General features: G+C 63.2%; 10 protein-coding genes and 3 rRNA genes. 5 read left to right on the top strand and 8 right to left on the bottom strand.

The window, feature by feature from the left end; translation table 11 throughout:
* Positions 1–61: 61 nt before the first annotated feature.
* Entirely contained in the window at positions 62–1,807 is a 1,746-nt protein-coding gene (locus tag LFT49_RS04375) for a glycoside hydrolase family 13 protein (protein WP_373462195.1), read from the top strand.
* A 2-nt stretch (positions 1,808–1,809) separates the two neighbouring features.
* The gene (locus tag LFT49_RS04370; protein WP_237429858.1) at positions 1,810–2,865 is read left to right on the top strand and encodes a LacI family DNA-binding transcriptional regulator; all 1,056 of its coding nucleotides are present in this window, start codon (positions 1,810–1,812) and stop codon (positions 2,863–2,865) included.
* Between the two features lie 9 nt (positions 2,866–2,874).
* Here the strand turns inward: LFT49_RS04370 and LFT49_RS04365 are convergent, their stop codons facing one another.
* A complete protein-coding gene (locus tag LFT49_RS04365) occupies positions 2,875–3,369 on the bottom strand; it encodes a hypothetical protein (RefSeq protein WP_237429857.1) in 495 nt (164 codons plus the stop codon).
* 294 nt (positions 3,370–3,663) lie between these two features.
* On the opposite strand from LFT49_RS04365, the gene istA reads away from it, so the two are divergent.
* Positions 3,664–5,193 (top strand): IS21 family transposase, encoded by a 1,530-nt coding sequence (gene istA / locus LFT49_RS04360; RefSeq protein ID WP_237428196.1) that lies wholly within the window; start codon positions 3,664–3,666, stop codon positions 5,191–5,193.
* Positions 5,190–5,978 carry an IS21-like element helper ATPase IstB gene (gene istB, locus LFT49_RS04355; protein ID WP_237428195.1) on the top strand — a complete coding sequence of 263 codons (789 nt, stop codon included), beginning with the start codon at positions 5,190–5,192 and terminating at the stop codon, positions 5,976–5,978. Before istA ends, istB begins: the two co-directional genes overlap by 4 nt.
* 285 nt (positions 5,979–6,263) lie before the next feature.
* Here istB and LFT49_RS04350 read toward each other — a convergent pair whose 3' ends face one another.
* The 7 genes from LFT49_RS04350 to LFT49_RS04320 all read right to left on the bottom strand — a co-directional run bounded on the left by LFT49_RS04350 (position 6,264) and on the right by LFT49_RS04320 (position 21,271).
* Positions 6,264–7,553, bottom strand: coding sequence for an ISL3 family transposase (locus LFT49_RS04350; protein ID WP_237429206.1), 1,290 nt, complete (start codon positions 7,551–7,553; stop codon positions 6,264–6,266).
* A 281-nt stretch (positions 7,554–7,834) separates the two neighbouring features.
* Positions 7,835–7,951, bottom strand: a 5S ribosomal RNA gene (gene rrf / locus LFT49_RS04345).
* A 169-nt stretch (positions 7,952–8,120) separates the two neighbouring features.
* Positions 8,121–11,250 (bottom strand): 23S ribosomal RNA (locus LFT49_RS04340).
* 497 nt (positions 11,251–11,747) lie between these two features.
* A 16S ribosomal RNA gene (locus tag LFT49_RS04335) occupies positions 11,748–13,270 on the bottom strand.
* The 16S, 23S and 5S rRNA genes sit together here, the layout of an rRNA operon.
* Positions 13,271–13,744: 474 nt before the next feature.
* Positions 13,745–17,437: a 1,4-alpha-glucan branching enzyme gene (locus tag LFT49_RS04330; RefSeq protein WP_236821253.1), complete on the bottom strand. Its 3,693-nt coding sequence runs from the start codon at positions 17,435–17,437 to the stop codon at positions 13,745–13,747.
* 1 nt (position 17,438) lies between these two features.
* Positions 17,439–19,232 carry a maltose alpha-D-glucosyltransferase gene (gene treS / locus LFT49_RS04325; protein ID WP_236801115.1) on the bottom strand — a complete coding sequence of 598 codons (1,794 nt, stop codon included), beginning with the start codon at positions 19,230–19,232 and terminating at the stop codon, positions 17,439–17,441.
* Positions 19,229–21,271, bottom strand: coding sequence for an alpha-1,4-glucan--maltose-1-phosphate maltosyltransferase (locus LFT49_RS04320; protein ID WP_236821981.1), 2,043 nt, complete (start codon positions 21,269–21,271; stop codon positions 19,229–19,231). The genes treS and LFT49_RS04320 overlap by 4 nt, the downstream gene beginning before the upstream one ends.
* Before the next feature lie 191 nt (positions 21,272–21,462).
* Between LFT49_RS04320 and glgP the strand changes: the two genes are divergently transcribed.
* Complete coding sequence (glgP, locus tag LFT49_RS04315) at positions 21,463–24,081, top strand: alpha-glucan family phosphorylase (RefSeq protein ID WP_237429856.1); 2,619 nt, start codon at positions 21,463–21,465, stop codon at positions 24,079–24,081.
* Positions 24,082–24,095 lie beyond the last annotated feature (14 nt).

The following is a 24,095-nucleotide window of genomic DNA, read 5'->3' as shown; positions in this document are numbered from 1 at the left end:
CGGTCACGCGTTGCAAGGAAACAAAGATGGAAGCGTTTTCATTAAATCACCGCACGTGGTTATGCTGACTTCCATGTCAGTCGAAACTGTGAGCCACGACACTTCCACCTCCGCTGGCCCACTCACCCTCATCCACGCCGCCGATCCGGCTCCGGGCTGGTGGCGCTCCGCCGTGATCTACCAGGTCTACCCTCGGTCGTTTCGGGACCTGAACGGCGACGGCGTGGGCGACCTGGCCGGTATTACTGAGGAACTGCCGCATCTTGCGGACCTGGGCGTCGACGCCGTCTGGCTGTCCCCCTTCTTCCGTTCCCCACAGCGCGATGCCGGTTACGACGTCAGTGACTACTGCGACGTGGACCCCATCTTTGGCACGCTCGGCGATTTCGACGTCATGATGGCTGAATCGCACCGGCTGGGCCTGCGGGTGATCGTGGATCTGGTGCCAAACCACTGTTCGGACCAGCATCCTGCATTCCAAGCGGCCCTTGCAGCACCGGCCGAAAGCCCGGAGCGGGACATGTTCATCTTCCGGGACGGAACCGGGCCGGACGGACAGGAACCGCCGAATAACTGGCAGTCACACTTTGGCGGGCCCGCCTGGACGCGAGTGCTGGGGCCCGACGGCCAACCCGGTCAGTGGTACCTGCACCTCTTTGATTCCTCCCAGCCGGACTTCAACTGGGACAACCCCGGCGTCCATGCGGAGTTCGAGCGGGTGCTCCGCTTCTGGCTGGACCGCGGCGTCTCTGGTTTCCGGGTGGACGTGGCCCACGCCCTGGTCAAAGCGCCGGGCCTCCCGGAATGGGGGGGACGCGCTGACGGCGGCAGCAGCGATGGGTACCCCGGCCACGAGGCACCGATGTTCGGGCAGCCCGGCGTCCACGACATTTACCGGAAGTGGCGGCTGGTCCTGGACGAATACGGGCCGGACCGGATTCTCTGCGCCGAGGCAAGTGTCGACCTGCAGCGGCTGGCACACTGGGTTCGGCCCGACGAGATGCACCAGGCGTTCAACTTCCCTTATCTCCACGCGGGCCTGGACGTGTACCGGCTGCGTTCTGTCATCACCGACTCGCTGACGGTCCTGGACGGTGTTGGTGCCCCGAGCACCTGGGTGCTTTCCAACCACGATGTTGTCCGCCATGCCACCCGTTTTGGCTACAACGGCCAGGGTCCACGGGACGGGGACGGCATTGGTTCCGCAGACCCCCAGCCGGACGAAGCACTGGGCCGTCGCCGCGCTGCCGCCGCCTCACTGTTCATGCTTGGGCTGCCGGGTGCCGCATACCTGTACCAGGGGGAAGAGCTGGGCTTGCCGGACGGCATCGACATCCCGGGCCACCTCCGCCAGGATCCGACATTCGGCCGGACCGCCGGACAGCGGCTTGGGCGCGACGGCTGCCGGGTGCCCTTGCCATGGCGCGCTGGTGACCGGCACCTCGGCTTTGGTTCGGGTGAAGATCCGTGGCTGCCCATTCCAGCCTCCTTCGGGTCACTGGCGCGGGATCTGCAGGCAAAATCACCGTCGTCCCACCTCTCCCTGTACCGTGATGCCCTGGAGCACCGCCGGCAGCTGGACCTGGGCAGGGGCTCATTGTCCTGGGCGGAAGACTGGTGCACGGGGTCCTCCCTGGGCTACCTGAACGGCACTACGCTGGTCCTCATGAACCTGAACCATGAGCCGCTGCAGATGCCGGCAGGCCACGTGCTGATCCGCAGCCTCCCCACGGAGACCGCCCATGCCCTTGCCTCCGGCGAGACCGCATGGATACAGCTTGGACCGGACTTCACCATCGCAGATTGACCATGGCAGGTATCAAAGAGGTTGCCAGCCGGGCTGGCCTGTCAGTGGCAACAGTCTCGAGGGCACTGAGCGGCAAGACGAACGTCTCGGCAAAGAGCCGCCGGCTTGCACAGGAGGCGGCCCGGGAACTCAGCTTCGTCCCTTCCTACCACGCGTCCAGCCTGGCGTCCGGGCGCAACCACAATATCGGGCTGGTGGTGCCCAACGTGCAGCGCTGGTACTTCTCCTCCGTGCTGGAAGGCGTTTCGGAGACCCTGCTGGACGCGGGCTACGACTTGACCCTGTACAACGTGGGCGAGCAGCCCGAGCGACGCAGCAGCATCCTGAACGACTTCCTGCTCAGAAAACGCCTGGACGCCGTCATTGCCGTGGCGCTGGTACTCAGCGAGGACGAGATCCAACAGCTGCTGGCAGTGCACCGCCCCATCGTGGGCATCGGCGGTGCGCTGCGGGGAGCGTCAACGATCAGGATTGACGACGAGGGGCTGGCTGCCCTCGCCACCCGCCATCTGATTGGGCTGGGCCACAGCAGGATCGCCCACATTACTGGATACGGGGAGTTGAACCGCGACTTCAAGCTCCCGCAGCTGCGCCAGAAGGGTTTCGCCTCCGCCATGGCTGCAGCCGGGCTGACGATAAGGCCCGAGTGGAACGCGACCGCCGACTTCACCATCCAGGGTGCGTATGCGGCGGGCCGCCGGCTGCTGGGCACCAGCTCCGAACGCCCTACCGCAGTTTTCGCTGCCTCAGACGAGATGGCCGTGGGCATCATGCTTGCCGCCCGCGACTTTGGACTGCAGGTTCCGCAGGACCTCTCCGTCGTCGGGATCGACGGGCACGAACTCGCCGAAACTTTTGGACTCACCACCGTCAACCAGGATCCGCGGGGGCAGGGCCGATTGGCGGCCGCGACTGCCTTGGCTTTGCTCGAAAAGCCGGGCGGGGACTCCGACGGCGGCACGGCAGCGGCCGCAGCACAGGACCAGGAGTTCCCCACGGAGTTCGTTATCCGGACCAGTACAGCTGTCCCGCCAGAGGCTGCCAGACAGCGCGCTTAGGCAGGAAGTTCAGGCTGCGCTGCCCATGAACCGGGCAAACCTCTCGAGGATGAGCGGCCAAGCTTCCTCATATTTCCGCCGCGCTGCTGCGGGGTCCTCAGCGCCCTCCCAGCCCTCGTGGAAGACGCGGACCTCCGTACCCGTTTCCACCGCGCGGAACACTACCAGGAGCTCGGTGGACCAAAGGGCTGTGGTGCCGGGGTGCCAGGTGGCATGGAATGACAGGGGCGGCTGCCAGTCATCAAGGGTTCCCCAGATGGTGGTGCGGCCGTCGTCAGCTGTCTCGAGAATCAGGTTTTCTTCGAACTCCACGTAAGAAGCGGCGCCATACACCCCGTGCTGTTCCAAGGGCCACCACAGGTGGGCGTGGTCGGTAAAGCCGGCGAAGGCGCGGGCGACTGGCCCTGGAACAACCACTGTGTTCACCACAGGTTCCAGGGGGTCAACTGCTGGCCGTCCTGCTTCTTCGAAAGGATCCTGGGCGTGGCTGAAGATGCTGCTCATGAGGGACCATCCTACCCGCGACGCCCCCATCAGCTCCTGCCGTTCTCCCCGGCGCCGGCTCACATCTGGCAGGTTTTCCCCCGACGCCCGCTCACGTGTTAGCGGCCATGAAAAACTGCCCATAGGCGGCCACGAAAGTGCCCGCTGGCGGCCAGCAGAACTGCCCGCCGGTGGCCATGAGATCTGCCCACTTCCTTACTTGTTCCTGCCGCGTCTTTAAGCGGTGGGGGCCTCTCCCTGCGGTTTGATGACGGTGTCTAAGCGCACCAAAAGCGAACCAGGAAGAGGCCCTGTATGAAGTCTGACGGAGAAATCATGGAAATTCTTGCTGCCTACGATCTGACCGGATCGTTGCGCGCCACCGCGGAGCTCACGGGCTGCTCGCACCACACCGTTGCTAAACACGTCACCGCCCGTGACGCGGGCCGGCCGATCGGGGAACCCGCGGCCCGCGGCCGGGTCACCGACGCGTTCCTGCCCAAGATCGAGGAATGGATCGAAGCCTCCAAGGGCCGGATCCGGGCCGACAAGGCCCACGAAAAGCTCCTCGCTCTGGGCTACACCGGTTCGGAACGGTCTACCCGCCGGGCGATCGCGCAGGTCAAAGCCGCGTGGCGGCTGGGCCACACCCGCGTCCACCGGCCGTGGATCACAGAACCGGGGATGTGGTTGCAGTACGACTTCGGCGACGGGCCCCGGATCGGCGGGGTGAAGACCATCCTTTTCGTGGCCTGGCTGGCGTTCTCACGCTTCCGCATCGTGATCCCGCTCAGGGACAGGACCGCGCCGAGCGTGTTCGCGGCCCTGGACCGGTGCTTCCGGATCCTCGGAGGGGCGCCGACCTATGTCCTCACGGACAACGAGAAGACCGTCACCACCGCCCACGTCGCCGGGGTCCCGGTGCGCAACCAGCAGACCCTGGACTTCGCCCGGCACTACGGGGTGACCGTGCTGACCTGCCAACCGGCGGACCCGGCCACCAAAGGCGGAGTCGAAGCGTCCGTGAAACTCGCCAAGGCCGACCTCGTGCCCAAAGACACCAACCTCCGCGATGACTACCGCACCTTCGCCGAGCTCGAGGCCGCCTGCACGGCGTTCATGGACGAGGTCAATCACCGTGAGCACCGGACGACGCGGCGGAAACCCGCGGCCATGCTCGCCGAGGAAGCCCCGCGGCTGCACCGGATCCCGGACACCGCCCACACGGTCGCGTTCGGCCTGGCCCGCGGCGTTCCGGAGAACACCCCAATGGTCACCTTCGAAAACGCCCAGTACTCCGTCCCGGCCCACCTGCTCGGAGCCCGGGTGTTCGTCCGCACCCACGGCACCGGGCCCGGCGAGCAGGTCATCATCGTCCACCACGGCACGACCGGGCCCGTCGAAGTCGCCCGCCACGAACGGGCACGGCCCGGCAGCCCCGCCATCAACGACGAACACTTCCCCGGAACCCGGGCGAAGCTCCCCGGCGACTACGAGGTGAGGGCCCGCAGCGCGGACGAGGCCGCGTTCCTGGCCATCGGCGAAGGCGCCAGAACCTGGCTCGTCGAGGCCGCCGCGGCCGGGACCGCAAGGATGAACGTGAAAATGGCCGAAGCCGTTACGCTGGCCAAAATCGCCGGCACTGATCAGGTCGACCGGGCCCTGGGCGACGCCGCCCTGCACGGCCGGTTCGCGCACCCGGACCTCGCCTCGATCTTGAACGCCAACATCCGCCGCACTACCACCCACGCCGCCAACGAAGCCACCTCCCTCACCCAAGGAACAGGGGCGTGGGCCGCGATCGGCAACCCCGCAACCATCACCACGCCGGAGGAGGCCCGATGAGCCCCGTCACCACGACCAATACCGTGGCTCCGCCGCTACCGGCGGACCTGGAGGCCCTGATGCGGTCCCTGAAAATGCCCCACGCCCGGGCGCTGGCCCCGGACCTGATCGCGACCGCCCGCGCCCAGCGGTGGGAACCGGCCGAGGTCATCAAGGCCCTCTTCACGGAGGAAGCCGCCGGCCGGGCCCGGTCCATGCTCGCTTCCCGCCGCAAAGCAGCCGGGTTCCCGACCGGGAAGACCTTCGAGGCGTGGGACCCTGCAGCGTCCTCCATCCCGGGCCCGACCCAGCAGGCACTGCGGACCCTGGAATGGATCACCCGCAGGGAAAACTTGGTCGTCTGCGGGCCCTCGGGGACGGGGAAGACGTTCTTCCTCGAAGCCCTCGGCCAGCAGGCCGTCGAAGCCGGAATGCGGGTCGCTTGGTTCAGGCTCGAGGACCTCGGCGTCCTCATCCGCGCCCACCGAACCGATGACAGCGTCACCCGGGCCGTTGCCCGGATCCTGCGCGCCGAGCTCGTGGTCATCGATGATATTGGTCTGTTGCCCGTGGCCACGGACGCCGCCGAAGGCCTCTACCGGGTCGTGGACGCAGCCTACGAAAAACGCTCCGTCGCGATCAGCTCCAACCTCCACCCCGCCGGGTTCGATGAGCTCATGCCCAAAACCCTCGCCACCGCCACCGTTGACCGACTGCTGCACCACGCCCACGTCTGCCAGACCAGCGGCGATTCCGTCCGTCTTACCCAGGCCCTCGCCGGAAAAGGAGTGACCCGCTTGAACTGACCAACCCAACGATGGCCGACCCCGCCGAAACGAATCAGTGGGCAGATCTGTTGGCCATAACCGGGCAGTTTTACTGGCCACCAGCGGGCACATCAACTGGCCGCCCATGGGCAGAACGTAATGGCCATTGACACTCACGTTTGGCAGGGTTTCGCTGAAGGCCCGCTCTCAAGGCATCGTTACCAGGTGAGCGGGGGTCGATGGTTTACCCGCCAGAAGTGAGCGGGGGTTGATCGTTTACCGGCTCTTCGCGGTTCGTGGGGAAATGGATCCCTGGAATGAGCGTCATGCCGCCGTCCTGACGGCACTTCTCAAGAGAATAACCGATTTGTAGTTGGCGGCGTTGCGGTACCCGCGGGCGGTTCGTTTGATGTTCTTGATTGCGGTGTTGTTCGCCTCGACCTTGCCTGTCGTGGCGCCGGTAATGATCAGCACCTCGATCTCCTTCCACCACCGGCAGACTGTACGGTACAGCCTGTTCGTCTCCGGCCGTGCGGCTTCCTTGACCAGCTCCTCGAGTACCTGCTTGGCCGCCGCGGCGTCCTCCAGGGAGCCGGTGCGCAACAGGGCGCGGAGTTGTTCCTTGACCTTCCAGACGGCCTGGAGGGTGCCGGTTGGATCGTCCAGGGCGAACACTTCCTCGAGTCGGAGGGCGGCCCTACACGTGAGGGTGTCACCGCCGCGCAGCAGGAGCATGCGGTGGGCCCAGGCCTTGTCGATGGCCCTGCCGCGGCGGCCCTTGACCTGTTGGGAGAGGTTCTGCCTGGTCTCAGTCATTGCCTGGTTGGCCAGCGAGATCAGGTGGAAGTGATCGACGGCGACAGCAGTGCGGGGAAGCCACATCCGTAAGGCTTTGCGGAACGCCGCGGAGGGGTCGATTGCGACGACCTGCACGGCCAGCCGCCACTGCAGGGGCCGGGCGAACAGCCAGTCCCCGACGCCCTTGTGGTCTCGGCCGTCGACCACGCCGAGGACTTGGCCGGTCTCCAGATCCACGATGGTTGTCATCCACGGCTCGAACCGTGTCCACGCCTTCGTGGTCGGGTCCTGGAAGTAGCGCACGGACCGGAACCGGTGTTCATCAATGCCCAGCATCCGCGGACTGAGCTTGTCCACGTCGGGCAGCCGCAGCAGGCAGGCCTCGGTCACCGCAGCCCGGACCATCCACCAGGACACGGCGAAGCCGGCAGCTGTCTCCGAGAAAGCCCTGCCGGAGCGAATGACCGCGTCCACGAGCTGGTCCCGCAGCCGGCTCGTCGACCGGGCACGGCGCGGCACTTGCGGCGTGGATTCGAAGAACGAGAGCCGGTCGCACGCTGACTCTTCGCAGTACCAGCGGTACTTGGACCAGAGCACGTCCACCGGCCCGGCGACGGGAATATCGCGGAGCCGTTGAAGGCGGCGTTCCTTCCGCCGGGAGGCAATGACCCCACAGCTCGGGCAGCCCGGTAGCGCGTCAGTTTCGACGATGACCTGACGGCGGCCAGCGGACATGGTCGTGGAGATGACACGGTAGTCGGGCAGGTTGAAGAGGATGGTGGCAGCATCGGCTGCGACCCCGGTAGGCTCGTTCAAGGCTCGTGGTCCTGTTCCAGGTTGAATGCTTAGACACACTCATCCCAACAGGGCCACGGGCCCCTTTGTCTTCAACGACACGAACTCAATTCCCCATCAACCGCGAAGAGCCCGTTTACCCGCCAGAAGTGAGCTGGGGTTGATCGTTTACCGGTCAAAGGTGAGCGGGGGTTGATGTTTTACCCGCCGGAGGTGGGCTGGGGATTCTGGGTGGTGGTGGGTGGTTGTTAAATGTGGGAGGCCCCAACCGTGTGGTTGGGGCCTCGACCAGTTAATAGTTGTTCCGGCGGTGACCTACTCTCCCACACCCTCCCGGGTGCAGTACCATCGGCGCTGTGGGTCTTAGCTTCCGGGTTCGGAATGGGACCGGGCGTTTCCCCCACGCTATGACCGCCGTAACCTTTTCACCCGAACCCCTTGGGTGTTGCCGGGGGTGGGAAGACTGTGGTTACAACATTGGTGGTGTTGTTGTATGTAGTTGTTGGTTCCGTGCCATCGACCCCGGGTGTTGGGGGTTGTTGGTTGGGAACCACATAGTGGACGCAAGCAGAGTTTTGTATGTTCTGTGTGGTGTAAGTTGTTGGCCTATTAGTACCGGTCAGCTTCACGAGTCGTTAGTCCTCGCTTCCACATCCGGCCTATCAACCCAGTGGTCTGGCTGGGGGCCTCTCACACCCGAGGGTGTATGGAAATCTCATCTTGAAGCGAGCTTCCCGCTTAGATGCTTTCAGCGGTTATCCCATCCGAACGTAGCTAATCAGCGGTGCACTTGGCAGTACAACTGACACACCAGAGGTTCGTCCGTCCCGGTCCTCTCGTACTAAGGACAGCCCTTCTCAAATTTCCTGCGCGCGCAGCGGATAGGGACCGAACTGTCTCACGACGTTCTAAACCCAGCTCGCGTACCGCTTTAATGGGCGAACAGCCCAACCCTTGGGACCTACTCCAGCCCCAGGATGCGACGAGCCGACATCGAGGTGCCAAACCATGCCGTCGATATGGACTCTTGGGCAAGATCAGCCTGTTATCCCCGAGGTACCTTTTATCCGTTGAGCGACGGCCATTCCACAATGTACCGCCGGATCACTAGTCCCGACTTTCGTCCCTGCTCGAGATGTCTCTCTCACAGTCAAGCTCCCTTGTGCACTTACACTCGACACCTGATTGCCAACCAGGCTGAGGGAACCTTTGGGCGCCTCCGTTACTTTTTAGGAGGCAACCGCCCCAGTTAAACTACCCATCAGGCACTGTCCCTGACCCGGATTACGGGCCGAAGTTAGATGTCCAAAGTGACCAGAGTGGTATTTCAACGATGACTCCACCCGAACTGGCGTCCGGGCTTCAACGTCTCCCACCTATCCTACACAAGCCACTCCGAACACCAATACCAAACTATAGTAAAGGTCTCGGGGTCTTTCCGTCCTGCTGCGCGTAACGAGCATCTTTACTCGTACTGCAATTTCGCCGAGTTTATGGTTGAGACAGCGGGGAAGTCGTTACTCCATTCGTGCAGGTCGGAACTTACCCGACAAGGAATTTCGCTACCTTAGGATGGTTATAGTTACCACCGCCGTTTACTGGGGCTTAAATTCTCAGCTTCGCCTTACGGCTAACCGGTCCTCTTAACCTTCCAGCACCGGGCAGGAGTCAGTCCGTATACATCGTCTTGCGACTTCGCACGGACCTGTGTTTTTAGTAAACAGTCGCTTCCCCCTGGTCTCTGCGGCCCCGATCCCCTCCCACCAGCAATGTGGTGTTCAAGGTTGGGGCCCCCCTTCTCCCGAAGTTACGGGGGCATTTTGCCGAGTTCCTTAACCATAATTCTCTCGATCGCCTTGGTATTCTCTACCTGATCACCTGTGTCGGTTTGGGGTACGGGCGGCTAAAACCTCGCGTCGATGCTTTTCTCGGCAGCATAGGATCACCAAATCCCCCCATACGGGGGTCCCATCAGATCTCAGGCCATATGAATGGCGGATTTGCCTACCATTCGCCCTACATCCTTAGACCGGGACAACCATCGCCCGGCTCGGCTACCTTCCTGCGTCACACCTGTTAATACGCTTGCCTCCCGGGATCAGGTCCTGCGCTCCACCAAAACCCTTCACCCACAAGGGGTGTCAGGCAGGTTTCGGGCAGTTAGTATCCCCCGCTCAGCATGGGCGGTTTTTCGCCGGTACGGGAATATCAACCCGTTGTCCATCGACTACGCCTGTCGGCCTCGCCTTAGGTCCCGACTTACCCAGGGCAGATTAGCTTGACCCTGGAACCCTTGATCATTCGGCGGACGGGTTTCTCACCCGTCTTTCGCTACTCATGCCTGCATTCTCACTCGTGTAGGCTCCACCACTGGTTTACACCGCAGCTTCACCGCCCACACGACGCTCCCCTACCCATCCACACTCCTGAACCACGAAGGCTAGGACAACATGTGAATGCCACAACTTCGGCGGTGTACTTGAGCCCCGCTACATTGTCGGCGCGGAATCACTTGACCAGTGAGCTATTACGCACTCTTTTAAGGGTGGCTGCTTCTAAGCCAACCTCCTGGTTGTCTGGGCAACTCCACATCCTTTCCCACTTAGCACACGCTTAGGGGCCTTAGTTGGTGGTCTGGGCTGTTTCCCTCTCGACTATGAAGCTTATCCCCCACAGTCTCACTGCTGCGCTCTCACTTACCGGCATTCGGAGTTTGGCTGACGTCAGTAACCTTGTAGGGCCCATTAGCCATCCAGTAGCTCTACCTCCAGCAAGAAACACGCAACGCTGCACCTAAATGCATTTCGGGGAGAACCAGCTATCACGAAGTTTGATTGGCCTTTCACCCCTACCCACAGCTCATCCCCTCCATTTTCAACTGAAGTGGGTTCGGTCCTCCACGACGTCTTACCGTCGCTTCAACCTGGCCATGGGTAGATCACTTCGCTTCGGGTCTAGATCACGCCACTCACACGCCCTATTCAGACTCGCTTTCGCTACGGCTGCCCCACACGGGTTAACCTCGCGACGTAACACTAACTCGCAGGCTCATTCTTCAAAAGGCACGCCGTCACCAGAATCAGACTGGCTCCGACGGATTGTAAGCACACGGTTTCAGGTACTGTTTCACTCCCCTCCCGGGGTACTTTTCACCTTTCCCTCACGGTACTGGTCCGCTATCGGTCATTAGGTAGTATTTAGGCTTATCAGGTGGTCCTGACAGATTCGCACGGGATTTCTCGGGCCCCGTACTACTTGGGATACTCTCACAGGCGGTACAAACACATTACGGTTACGGGACTAACACCCTCTCTGGCCGGCCTTTCAAAACCGTTCACCTATGCGCGCACATCACACCCCACCAGCCCGGCAGAACTGGTATGGAAAGTCCCACAACCCCGACCATGCAACGCCCGCCGGCTATCACACATGGAACGGTTTAGCCTGATCCGCGTTCGCTCGCCACTACTAACGGAATCACTATTGTTTTCTCTTCCTGCGGGTACTGAGATGTTTCACTTCCCCGCGTTCCCCCCACGCACCCTATGTGTTCAGGTACGGGTCACCAGGCAACTCACGCCCCTGGCGGGGTTTCCCCATTCGGACACCCTGGGATCACAGTCCGGTTATCGACTCCCCCAGGCTTATCGCAGATTCCTACGTCCTTCTTCGGCTCCTAATGCCAAGGCATCCACCGTGTGCTCTTAAAAACTTGACCACAAAGATCAAAAACATTTTCGAGAGAACCACAGAAACTGTCCCGCGCACCCAAAGGCACACGAACCAGATCCAGGTTCATAATCTTGGAAATTGCTTCTTATACAAGATGCTCGCGTCCACTATGTAGTTCTCAAACAACAACCCCACACCACACACCCCACACACAAACCCCCAAAAAAAGGAGTCAAACACGTGCAGGAACGTCATGGCAGGGAAACCAGAAACAAACAAACCCGGGAAAACTCCCCGGCCCTGTTGCCTCAGGACCCAACAGTGTGCCAAACACTAAACCACCCGGAAACCCCCCGGCCCACCGTTCCAGAACCACCAGGGTTCGTACTAAAGAAGACCAAAAGACCAGACAGCCGCTATTTGTTGATATTCCACCCTTGAGCACCCGCCACGGAACAGTCGTCCGTGCAACGGGCCTTTACTCCTGACAACACACCCACCACCAACATGCATTGGCGACGGATCATTGTAGGTGCTCCTTAGAAAGGAGGTGATCCAGCCGCACCTTCCGGTACGGCTACCTTGTTACGACTTAGTCCCAATCGCCAGTCCCACCTTCGACAGCTCCCTCCCACAAGGGGTTAGGCCACCGGCTTCGGGTGTTACCAACTTTCGTGACTTGACGGGCGGTGTGTACAAGGCCCGGGAACGTATTCACCGCAGCGTTGCTGATCTGCGATTACTAGCGACTCCGACTTCATGGGGTCGAGTTGCAGACCCCAATCCGAACTGAGACCGGCTTTTTGGGATTAGCTCCACCTCACAGTATCGCAACCCTTTGTACCGGCCATTGTAGCATGCGTGAAGCCCAAGACATAAGGGGCATGATGATTTGACGTCGTCCCCACCTTCCTCCGAGTTGACCCCGGCAGTCTCCCATGAGTCCCCGGCACTACCCGCTGGCAACATGGAACGAGGGTTGCGCTCGTTGCGGGACTTAACCCAACATCTCACGACACGAGCTGACGACAACCATGCACCACCTGTAAACCAACCCCAAAGGGGAAGGACTGTTTCCAGCCCGGTCTGGTTCATGTCAAGCCTTGGTAAGGTTCTTCGCGTTGCATCGAATTAATCCGCATGCTCCGCCGCTTGTGCGGGCCCCCGTCAATTCCTTTGAGTTTTAGCCTTGCGGCCGTACTCCCCAGGCGGGGCACTTAATGCGTTAGCTACGGCGCGGAAAACGTGGAATGTCCCCCACACCTAGTGCCCAACGTTTACGGCATGGACTACCAGGGTATCTAATCCTGTTCGCTCCCCATGCTTTCGCTCCTCAGCGTCAGTTAATGCCCAGAGACCTGCCTTCGCCATCGGTGTTCCTCCTGATATCTGCGCATTTCACCGCTACACCAGGAATTCCAGTCTCCCCTACATCACTCTAGTCTGCCCGTACCCACCGCAGATCCGGAGTTGAGCCCCGGACTTTCACGGCAGACGCGACAAACCGCCTACGAGCTCTTTACGCCCAATAATTCCGGATAACGCTTGCGCCCTACGTATTACCGCGGCTGCTGGCACGTAGTTAGCCGGCGCTTCTTCTGCAGGTACCGTCACTTACGCTTCTTCCCTACTGAAAGAGGTTTACAACCCGAAGGCCGTCATCCCTCACGCGGCGTCGCTGCATCAGGCTTTCGCCCATTGTGCAATATTCCCCACTGCTGCCTCCCGTAGGAGTCTGGGCCGTGTCTCAGTCCCAGTGTGGCCGGTCACCCTCTCAGGCCGGCTACCCGTCGTCGCCTTGGTAGGCCATTACCCCACCAACAAGCTGATAGGCCGCGAGTCCATCCAAAACCACAAAAGCTTTCCACCAACCACCATGCGATGATCAGTCATATCCGGTATTAGACCCAGTTTCCCAGGCTTATCCCAGAGTCAAGGGCAGGTTACTCACGTGTTACTCACCCGTTCGCCACTAATCCACCAGCAAGCTGGCATCATCGTTCGACTTGCATGTGTTAAGCACGCCGCCAGCGTTCATCCTGAGCCAGGATCAAACTCTCCGTTGAAAACAAACAGACACAACCACAACCACCGGAAATAACGGCGACCACGGCTGCACAAAATTTGAAACCAGCCAAAAACACCATGCACACCACGGGGTGGCGGCACAGCACAATCAACCAATCACATTACATAATCGGTATCAACAAACTTGGCACACTATTGAGTTCTCAAACAACAGACACACCCGGCACCACCCAAACCAACGTTCAGGATCGCTCCGGAGCAACTTTTCAAACTTACCCGCTGGCATCCTGCGTGTCAAACCGGCGTCCGCGACCATCCTCAGCATAAGCTTTAGGGGATCGTGTTTTCCGTCTGACTCCGTGGAGCAGCGCGGAAATAAACTGTACCACCACTCTTCCGGGATTGCCACTCCACCCTGGACGGACGTCCTCCAAGCAGCTGAAAGGCCCGGAATCACGCGGATTCCGGGCCTTTCGCTCACTCAGAACCGGCTTGTTCAACGCCGGGCGGGATCACTCAGCCGATGCTGCTCCCGGCTTGAAGTAGGACGCACCAAGCGGCGGCAGCGTAACGGTCAAGGTGGCCGGCTGGCCGTCCTGTCCATGGTCGGTTGCCTTCAGTTCGCCTTCGTTCAGGACGCCGGATCCGCCGTACGTGGTGTGGTCCGTGTTGAGGACCTCGGTCCAGGCGCCGGCCGACGGGACGCCGAGGGTGTAGCCAACATGTGGGGCGCCGGAGAAGTTGATAGCGCACACGACCGGGTTGCCGTCGGCATCCCACCGGATGAAGGACAGGACGTTCCGGTCTGCATCGCCGCCGTTGATCCACTGGAACCCGGCGGGAACGTTGTCCTGCGTGTAGAGGGCCGGAGTGGATGCGTACAACTCGTTCAGGTCCTTGGTCAGCAACTGCAGTCCCCTGTGTGCAGGAATGTCCGCGAGCCACCAGTCCAGGCCGTGCTGCTCAGACCATTCGGCCTCCTGGCCAAATTCGGTGCCCATGAAAATGAGCTGCTTGCCGGGGTGCGCCCACTGGTAGGCAAAGAAGGCGCGGAGGTTGGCCAACTGCTGCCAGCGGTCGCCGGGCATCTTGCGGAGCATGGAGCCCTTGCCGTGCACTACCTCGTCGTGGCTGATCGGCAGCAGGAAGTTCTCCGTGAAGGCATATACCAGGGAGAAGGTCACCGTGCCATGGTGCCACCTGCGGTTGTAGGGGTCCTCGGAAATGTACTTGAGCGAATCGTGCATCCAGCCCATGTTCCACTTCAGGCCAAAGCCCAGGCCGCCGTGGCTGGTGGGCGCGGTAACGCCGGGGAACGCAGTGGATTCTTCCGCGATCATGACAGCGCCCGGGTGGGTCTTGTACACGGTGGCGTTGACTTCCTGCAGGAAGGAGATGGCTTCCAGGTTCTCCCTGCCGCCGAAGCGGTTGGGCCGCCACTGGCCTTCCTGCCGGGAGTAGTCCAGGTAGAGCATGGAGGCCACCGCGTCCACGCGCAGGCCGTCGATGTGGAACTCCTCGAGCCAGTAGAGGGCGTTCGCCACCAGGAAGTTCCGGACCTCGGAGCGGCCAAAATCGAAAATGAGGGTGCCCCAGTCGGGGTGTTCGCCCAGGGCGGGGTCGGAGTGCTCGTACAGCGGCTCCCCATCGAACCGGGCCAGGGCCCAGGCATCCTTGGGGAAGTGCGCCGGCACCCAGTCCAGCAGCACGCCGATGCCGGCCTGGTGGAGGGCGTCCACCAGGTAGCGGAACTCATCCGGGTGGCCGAACCTGGACGTGGGGGCGTAGTAGGACGTGACCTGATAACCCCAGGAACCGCCGAAGGGGTGCTCGGCGACGGGCATGAATTCGACGTGGGTGAACCCGAGCCACTTCACGTACTCCACCAGTTCCTTGGCGAGCTCCCGGTAGCCGAGGCCAAGGCGCCAGGATCCCAGGTGCACCTCGTAGACGCTCATGGCGGAGTTGTGGGGGTCGCGGTTGGCCCGCGCTTCCATCCATTCGTTGTCCTTGAAGGCGTACGACGGCTCCACCACCCGGGACGCGGTCAACGGAGGAACCTCGGTGCCGAACGCCAGGGGGTCGGCCTTTTCAACCCAGTAGCCGCCCCGTGTCAGGATCTCAAACTTGTAGCAAGCCCCTGCCGTAACGCCGGGAATGAAAACTTCCCAGACACCGGAGGAACCCAGCGAGCGCATGGAGTTCTCGCGGCCGTCCCACGCGTTGAAGTCGCCCTTGACGCGGACTGCCTGCGCATTGGGAGCCCACACGGCAAACGACACACCGTTGACGTCGCCCAGCGATGACTTGTAGTGCTGGACGTGGGCGCCGAGCACCTTCCACAGCTTCTCGTGCCGGCCTTCGCCGACGAGGTGCAGGTCCACTTCACCCACGGTTGGCAGGTAGCGGTAGGGCTCGTCAACCGTCACCGGTTCCTTGCCCGGGTATGTCACCGAGAGCCGGTAATCCGGAACGTGTCCCTGCTCCACTGGTTCCAGGACCGCAACCCACACGCCGTGGGCCTCATGCTGCATGGGAACTTCACCGGCCTGGGTGACCACGGTGATTGCTTCGGCGAGGTGCTTCACGGTCCGGATGGTGACATGGCCGTGGTCGTCCAGGTGCGCGCCCAGGACGGAGTGGGGGGCGTGGTGTTCACCGTTCGCGATCCTGCCCAGGGTGCCTTCATCCACGTGCAGGGGCACCCCCGGGCGGTCAGTTCGTGCTGAGCCTGTCATTTTGTTACCTTCCGATGCTGCACCGGCGGAGCCGCCGGCACCATTACTGCCCAGGAGCCGCCTGGAGGCGTTTACAGGAATCGCCACCCAGTCGGGCCTGTTCCGCATTTCATAAACAACTTCGTACAGCGCCTTGTCCAGCCACAATGCCACAAACAGCGGTGAGGTCCGATCCACCGTGCCGGGAATGACCCCGGCATACCCTGCCAGGAAAGCATCGGCGCAGTCGTCCACCCATGTGTCCGGGACCTGCGCACCGTCCTGTTCGCGCTGCGCTGCACCGGCTGCGTAGTCGAAGGACCGGAGCATCCCCACGACGTCGCGCAGGGGGACGTCCGGGACGTTACGTTCGGCAATGGGCCGCAGCGGCTCACCCTCGAAGTCCAGGATGGCCCACCGCGACTCGTCGCCGGACTGTCCGGTCACCAGGAGGATCTGGCCCAGGTGCAGGTCGCCGTGGATGCGCTGCAGCGGCCCGGCCGGCGTTTTGTCCAAGTTGGCCAGCAGCGCGTTCAGGGCATCGTCGTAAGGCCCGACGGCGGCACGGGCTTCAGCCCAGGCGGTGCGGACACGCTGGGCAACGGCAGGTCCTGCCTCCTTGCCGGGTTCAGGCTGGGCTGATTGCCCCAAAGCCTCCGCCAGGCGCTTGTGCACCGTAGCCGTTGCCGCACCAAGGGCCCGGGCTTCTGCCGTAAAGTCCCTGCCCGAGCGCGCGGCGTCCACCGCCAAGCGCCAGGCGTCCCGGCCGCCGGCGAGGAACTCGTGGGCCACGGCAAGCTCACCCTGGACATACCTGGTACCGGAGCCGGCATTACCCTCGGCTCCTTGCCCCAGCCACTCCCCCCTGACCCAGCCAAGGGTGGCCGGGACCTCGGCGGTGCCGGCCTTCGTTAGGGCGGCACCCACTTCAATCTCAGGGTTGGTGCCGTCCGAAAGCACCCGGAAGAATTTCACCATGGCGGCCGATTCGCCGTCGTCCACCATGACGGAACTGTTGGACTGCTCGCCGGAGAGCACCTTCACAACGCCCTTGGCGGTGGGCAGCCGGTAAGGACCGTCAACCCGGAACCCCCTGGCGGTGCCGCTGGCGGCTTTCTCCTCCTGCCGGATCAGTTCCAACCACGCGCCCACGAAGTCGGGGTCGTGCACTGCGTCGTAGACCCAGGGGCGGGTGGGATCCATTCCCGCCGCGTTGCCCACCAGGGCCCGCTCCATCCCGCCTGCCGGTGCCGGCCGGAAGCTCAAGGGAACCTGGACCACGGCCGTCCGTACGCCGCCGTCGGGCCCCTCCGTGGTGACATTGAGCAGGAACACGGCCAGTGCTGCATGTCCGCTGGGGTCGGTCAGCCCCAGGCTGCCTGCCTGGGAGACATCGAAATCGGGGGTTTTGACGGGAAACCACCGCTGCTGCGGCAGCCATTCCTTGAGCAGCGCGGTGAGGGCGGGAGTGAGGATTGGCTGATTCATCTCAGTTCTCTATCGACAGGATGGGCATGGCCTGGGTGTAGGGCGACGACGGGTTGGAACCCGCCGAGCGCAACCGGAGCCAGAAGAAATCGTGGCTTCCGATGGTCAAGGTGAGGCTGCCGTCGTCGCCGATGCCAGGGAAGATCTGGCCGCCGAAGACGTCACGGAGCCCCCGCCCGGCATACTCGGGGATGCGCAGTGTGGCAGCCACGGGGTGCTGGGAAAGGTTGAAGGCACAAAGGATGGTCTCGGCGTCGGCACCGGCAGGATTGCCGGCCGGCAGCTCCCTCAGGTACGCCAGGACAGCGTCGTGGTCTGCTTCCACATGTTTGAATCCGCCCAGCCCAAAGGCGGGGTGGTTCTTGCGGACGCTGAGGATCTGCCTGGTCCAGCGCAGGAGGGACCCTGAATGTGCGGCCTCCGCTTCCACGTTGGCCATGCCGTAGTTGTAGACCAGCGATTGGATGGGCGGCAGGTACAGCTTTCCGGGATCCGCGTGGGAGAAGCCGGCGTTGCGGTCCGGGTTCCATTGCATGGGTGTGCGGACGGCGTCGCGGTCCTCGAGCCAGATGTTGTCCCCCATGCCGATTTCGTCCCCGTAGTACAGGAACGGGCTGCCAGGAAGCGAGAGCAGCAGTGCGTTGATCAGCTCGATCTCGGCCCGTGAGTTGTCCAGCAGCGGTGCCAGCCGCCGCCGGATGCCAATGTTGGCGCGCATGCGTGGGTCGGGCGCGTACCACCCCAGCATGGCCGCCCGTTCATCGGCGGTGACCATTTCCAGGGTCAGTTCGTCGTGGTTGCGGAGGAACGTTCCCCATTGTGCGCCCTCGGGGATATCCGGGGTTTCGCGCATTGTTTGGATGATAGGTGCGGCCTTTTGGTCCCGCAGGGCGTAATACAGGCGGGGCATGATGGGGAAGTGGAAAGCCATGTGGCATTCGGGCTCCTCCGCGGTCCCGAAATACTCCACCACCTCGTTGGGCGGCTGGTTTGCTTCGGCGATGATCACCCGGCCCGGGTAGTTTTCATCCACCATGGCCCGCAGGTCCCGGAGGAACTCATGCGTTGCCGGCAGGTTCTCGCAGTTGGTGCCCTCCTCCTCGTAGAGGTAGGGGATGGCGTCTGCCCGGAAACCATCGATTCCCTGGTCCAGCCAGAACCGGACCACGTCGAAGACGGCGTCGATCACCGCCGGATTCTCGAAGTTCAGGTCCGGCTGGTGGCTGAAAAACCGGTGCCAGAAGAACTGCCGGCGGATGGGATCGAACGTCCAGTTCGATTCCTCCGTGTCCACGAAGATGATGCGGGCGTCCTGGTACTTCTCGTCGGTGTCGCTCCAGACGTAGAAGTCGCCGAAGGGCCCGTCCGGGTCCTTGCGGGATTCCTGGAACCAGGGGTGCTGGTCCGAGGTGTGGTTCAGCGGAAGGTCGATGATCACCCGGACGCCGCGGGCGTGGGCCTCTGCCACCAGGCGCTTGAAGTCGCTGATGGTGCCGAACTCGTCCAGGACGGAGTTGTAGTCGGAAATGTCATAACCGCCGTCCCGCAGCGGCGACTGGAAGAACGGGGGCAGCCAAAGGCAGTCAACGCCCAGCCACTGCAGGTAGTCCAGCCGGTCGATGAGTCCGGAGAAGTCCCCGGACCCATCGCCGTTGGCATCCGCAAAGGCCCGCACAAGTACTTCGTAGAACACTGCCTTGCGGTACCACAACGGGTCATGCTGCAGGCCGGGCGCATTTAGCTCGAACGTGCTCTTTGGGGTGAAGTGGCCGGAACTTTGCGGATTGAAATTCACTGATGCATTCTCCTCACGCTGAGGATGTGGGCGGGCTCCACGTGCGGATCCAGGCGCACGTAGTTGTACTCGCCCCATTCCCAGCTTTGGCCGGAGATCAGGTCATCCACATAGAAGCCACCGCCCGGTGTAAGGTCCTGCGGGTCCAGTTCCAGGGCTGCCAGGTCCAGCGCCACGCTGCATTCCTTGGTGACGTGCGGATCCACATTGACCACCACGATGATGGTGTCCTTGGACCCGTCGGGCAGCGTCTTGTGCTTGGAGAAGACCACAGTGGACTCATCCGTGCTCTGGTGGACCGTCAGGTTCTGCAGGTCCAGCAGCGCCGGGTGGTCCCGCCGGATGTGGTTCAGCCGCGTGATGTACGGGGCCAGCGAGCGCCCTGATTCCGCGGCCGCATCCCAGTCGCGGGCCTTGTATTCGAACTTCTCGTTGTCGATGTACTCCTCCGCCCCTGGCCGGGCCACGTGCTCGAACAGTTCGTAGCCCGCGTAGACACCCCAGAGTGGGCTGCCCGTGGAGGCAAGCACCGCCCGGATCCGGAACGCCGCCGGTCCCCCATATTGCAGGTATTCAGTGAGGATGTCGGGGGTGTTGACGAAGAAGTTGGGGCGGAAGAAGGCCGGGGACTCGTGGCTGACTTCGTCGAAGTACGACTCGATTTCCTTCTTGGTGTTCCGCCAGGTGAAGTAGGTGTACGACTGCTGGAAGCCTGCCCTGCCCAGTGCGTGCATCATGGCGGGCCGGGTGAAGGCCTCGGCGAGGAACACCACGCCGGGCTCCGTTTTATTCACTTCGGCAATAAGCCATTCCCAGAACCAGACGGGTTTGGTGTGCGGGTTATCCACGCGGAAAATCTTTACGCCATGGCTGACCCAGAGCAGCACAATCCGCAGAATTTCCTGCGAAAGGCCTTCCGGGTCATTATCGAAATTGAGCGGATATATGTCCTGGTACTTCTTTGGCGGGTTTTCCGCGTAGGCAATGCTGCCGTCCACGCGCGTGGTAAACCATTCCGGGTGGGACTGCACCCAGGGGTGGTCCGGGGCGGCCTGGAGCGCGAGGTCCAGGGCTACTTCCAGGCCCAGCTCGTTGGCACGGGCCACGAAGGCATCGAAGTCCTCAAAGGAACCGAGGTCGGGATGGATGGCGTCATGGCCGCCCTCCTTGGCTCCGATCGCCCAGGGCGAGCCGGGGTCGTTGGGGCCCGCCACGAGCGTGTTGTTGGGGCCCTTGCGGTGCTGCAGTCCGATGGGATGGATAGGCGGCATGTACAGGACGTCGAATCCCATGGCGGCCACGGCGTCGAGCCGTTTTGCCGCGGTCCGGAAGTTCCCTGAGGTCCAGGTGCCGGTGTTGTGGTCCTTGACGGCGCCTTCGGACCGGGGGAAGAACTCGTACCAGGCGCCACGGCCGGCACGGTCCCGCTCCACCAGCAGCGGGTATTTCCGCGACACGGTCACCAGTTCGCGGATGGGCTGACGGGCAACGATGTCCGCGATTTCCGCGCTGAACCCGGCCCCGAGGCGTTCCTCGGTGCCGCGGGACTGGTCCGCGAGGACGTCCGCGGCACGCTGCAGGGCTGCCCGGTCCACGTCGTCCCGGAAGTCCTCCGCGGCGGCTTCGCCAAGCAGCTTGGCACCCTCCGCAAGCATGAGTTCGACGTCGATGCCAGCGTCGATCTTCACTTCAGCGTTGTGGTGCCAGGTGCCGTAGCGGTCGTGCCAGGCTTCGATGACGAAGGACCAGTTTCCGGTTTCCGACGGCGTGAGGATGCCTTCCCAGCGGTCGGTCCCCATTCCGCGTTCCCCGCGGGGCGGCGCAAGCCGGACGCGCTGGCGCTCTGCACCCGACGGGTCCAGCAGCACTGCGCTGACGCCGAGCATGTCATGGCCTTCGCGGAAGGCGGTGGCGCCCACCACGATCCCCTCGCCGGGCAGGGCCTTGGCCGGGAACTTGCCGTCCTCAACGACAGGCTGCACGGCGGTGATGGGAAAACGTCCGAACCGCAGGCCCTCGGTGATTCGGCGCTGGGGCATTTTGGTGGATGCTGCACTGGTTCCTGAGTTAGTCGTCACAGGCTTGACGTTAGCGAGAAATGAGCAGGATTGCTAAGCCTGCTCACTAAATCCGCCGTGCCGCGGCCCAATTTCTTCATGCCCCTGTCATTTACCCAAAAGAAACCGAAAGCTGGTTCCGGCCGCGCATGTTGTCGGTTAGTGTGACGCAGGTGAAGGCAATCCGCAGGTTTACGGTCCGTACAGTCCTCCCCGAGCCCATTCGGCCGCTGGCCAGGCTGGCCAGCAATTTGCGGTGGTCCTGGCACCGCCCTACCCGGGAACTTTTCGCCGGCTTGAACCCGCGCCTCTGGGAGGAAAGTGGGCAGGACCCCATCGGTTTCCTGGGGATGGTCAGTCGCGAGGAGTTCCAGCAGCTCGCTGCGGACCAGTCCGTGGTGGAGCGGGTGCGCGCCGCCGAAAAGGACCTCGACCGGTACCTTGAGGAGCCGCGCTGGTACCAGGGGATGGGCGCGGATGCACCCGCCTCCATTGCCTACTTCTCCCCCGAGTTCGGCATCACTGAGGTGCTTCCCCAGTACTCGGGTGGCCTGGGCATCCTCGCCGGCGACCACCTCAAGGCAGCCTCGGACCTGGGCGTCCCCCTCATCGGGGTGGGCCTGCTCTACCAGGCCGGCTACTTCAAGCAGTCGCTCTCCCGCGATGCCTGGCAGCAGGAGACCTACCCCGTCCTGGACCCGGACGGCCTCCCCCTCACCCTGCTCCGGGAGCCCTCCCCGGACGGCAACGGCAAGGCCCTGCAGGTCTCCCTCCCCCTGCCCAACGGCCGGCGCCTGCTGGCACACATCTGGCGGGCCGACGTCGGACGCGTTCCCCTGCTCCTCCTGGACTCCAACGTTCCCGGCAACGACGACGCCGCCCGCAGCATCACCGACCGGTTGTACGGCGGCGGCGGCGACCACCGGCTGCAGCAGGAGCTCCTGCTGGGGATGGGCGGGGTCAAGGCCCTGCGCGCCTTCCAGAAACTGACCGGCTGCGCGGCCCCGGAAGTGTTCCACACCAACGAGGGCCACGCCGGGTTCCTCGGAATCGAGCGCATCCAGGAACTGATGTCCGGCGAACAGGCACTGACCTTCGACGAAGCGCTGGCTGCCGGGCGCGCCTCAACGGTGTTCACCACCCACACGCCGGTCCCGGCCGGCATCGACCGGTTCGAAATCAACCAGATCAGCCACTTCTTCCAGGCCGGGCTGGCCCCCGCGGTACCGGTGGACCGGATCCTGGAACTCGGCCGGGAAAACTACGCGGACGGAAACCCCTCCGTCTTCAACATGGCCGTCATGGGCCTGCGCCTGGCCCAGCGCGCCAACGGCGTCGCCAAGCTCCACGGTGAGGTGTCCCGCGGCATGTTCTCCGCGCTGTGGCCGGGCTTCGACCACTCGGAGGTGCCCATCACCTCGGTGACCAACGGCGTCCACGTGCCCACGTGGGTGGACAGCCGCATCTCCAAGCTGGCCCGCGACCAGTTCGGCAGCGAGGCTGAAGCGCTGGGCAAGTGGGACCTCGCCTACAACGTCAGCGACGCCGATGTCTGGGCCCTGCGCCGGGAGCTGCGGGCGGCCCTGGTGGAGGACGTCCGGCGCAGGCTGCGTGCCGCATGGAAGAAGCGCGGTGCCGCCGACGCTGAGCTGGGCTGGACCGACAACGTCCTGGACCCGGACGTGCTCACCATCGGGTTTGCCCGCCGTGTGCCCACGTACAAGCGGCTCACCCTGATGCTGCGCGAACCTGCCCGGCTGAAGGCACTGCTCCTGCACAAGGAACACCCCATCCAGCTGGTCATCGCCGGCAAGTCCCACCCCGCCGATGACGCCGGCAAGAAGATGATCCAGGACCTGGTGCGTTTCTCGGATGATCCGGAAATCAGGCACCGGATCGCATTCCTGCCCAACTACGACATCGCCATGGCCAGGACCCTGTTCCCCGGCTGCGACGTCTGGCTGAACAATCCGCTGCGGCCTTTGGAAGCCTGCGGCACGTCAGGCATGAAGGCGGCACTGAACGGGTCCCTGAACCTGTCCGTCCTGGATGGCTGGTGGGACGAGATGTACGACGGCGAGAACGGCTGGGCCATCCCCACCGCCAACAACGACGCCTCGCCGGAGGAACGCGACGACATCGAAGCTGCCGCGCTCTACGAGCTGCTGGAAACGCAGGTGGCTCCGCGCTTCTACGGGAGCACGGTCTCTGAGGGCGCCGGGGCTGCGGGGCCGTCGACCACCAGGAGCGAAACGGTGCCCACCCACTGGGTGTCCATGATCAAGCACACCCTGTCCCACCTGGGGCCGCAGGTCTCGGCCGAACGCATGCTCCGGGACTACGTGAACACCCTGTACCGCCCCGCCGCGGATGCAGGCCGCAGCGCCACCGCCAACTCCTACGCCCAGGCCCGGGCGCTGGCGTCCTGGTCGGCAAAGGTCCGCGGCGCGTGGCCGCAGGTGCATGTGGAGCATGTGGACTCCGTGGGCGTTTCCGAGGACCCGCAGATCGGCGACACCCTGCAGGTCAACGCCTACGTGGCCCTGAACGCGCTCACCCCCGACGATGTCTGCGTGGAGGTGGCCTACGGGCGGGCGGAAGAGAATGACACCCTGGCGGACATCACCATGATGGAGCTGCAGGTGAAGGAGGACCTGGGCAACGGCCGCCATCTGTTCAGCGGTTCCCTGGTGATTGACCGCTCGGGGCCGTTCGGCTACACCGTACGGGTCCTGCCGCGGCACGAAGCACTGGCCTCCAAGGCCGAGCTGGGACTGATCGTCAACGCTTAGCCCCCGCGTCTGAA

The organism is Arthrobacter sp. FW306-06-A, assembly GCF_021870055.1.
Taxonomy (GTDB): Bacteria; Actinomycetota; Actinomycetes; order Actinomycetales; family Micrococcaceae; genus Arthrobacter.
This window is presented reverse-complemented; position numbering and strand designations above follow the sequence as displayed.

What these genes read in the sequence shown, in the direction of transcription:
- LFT49_RS04375 (WP_373462195.1), top strand. Translation starts at nt 62, where the DNA reads ATGCTGACTTCCATGTCAGTCGAAACTGTGAGCCACGACACTTCCACC.
- LFT49_RS04330 (WP_236821253.1), bottom strand. Translation starts at nt 17,437, where the DNA reads ATGAATCAGCCAATCCTCACTCCCGCCCTCACCGCGCTGCTCAAGGAA.
- istA (WP_237428196.1), top strand. Translation starts at nt 3,664, where the DNA reads ATGAAGTCTGACGGAGAAATCATGGAAATTCTTGCTGCCTACGATCTG.
- LFT49_RS04320 (WP_236821981.1), bottom strand. Translation starts at nt 21,271, where the DNA reads ATGCCCCAGCGCCGAATCACCGAGGGCCTGCGGTTCGGACGTTTTCCC.
- istB (WP_237428195.1), top strand. Translation starts at nt 5,190, where the DNA reads ATGAGCCCCGTCACCACGACCAATACCGTGGCTCCGCCGCTACCGGCG.
- LFT49_RS04370 (WP_237429858.1), top strand. Translation starts at nt 1,810, where the DNA reads ATGGCAGGTATCAAAGAGGTTGCCAGCCGGGCTGGCCTGTCAGTGGCA.
- LFT49_RS04365 (WP_237429857.1), bottom strand. Translation starts at nt 3,369, where the DNA reads ATGAGCAGCATCTTCAGCCACGCCCAGGATCCTTTCGAAGAAGCAGGA.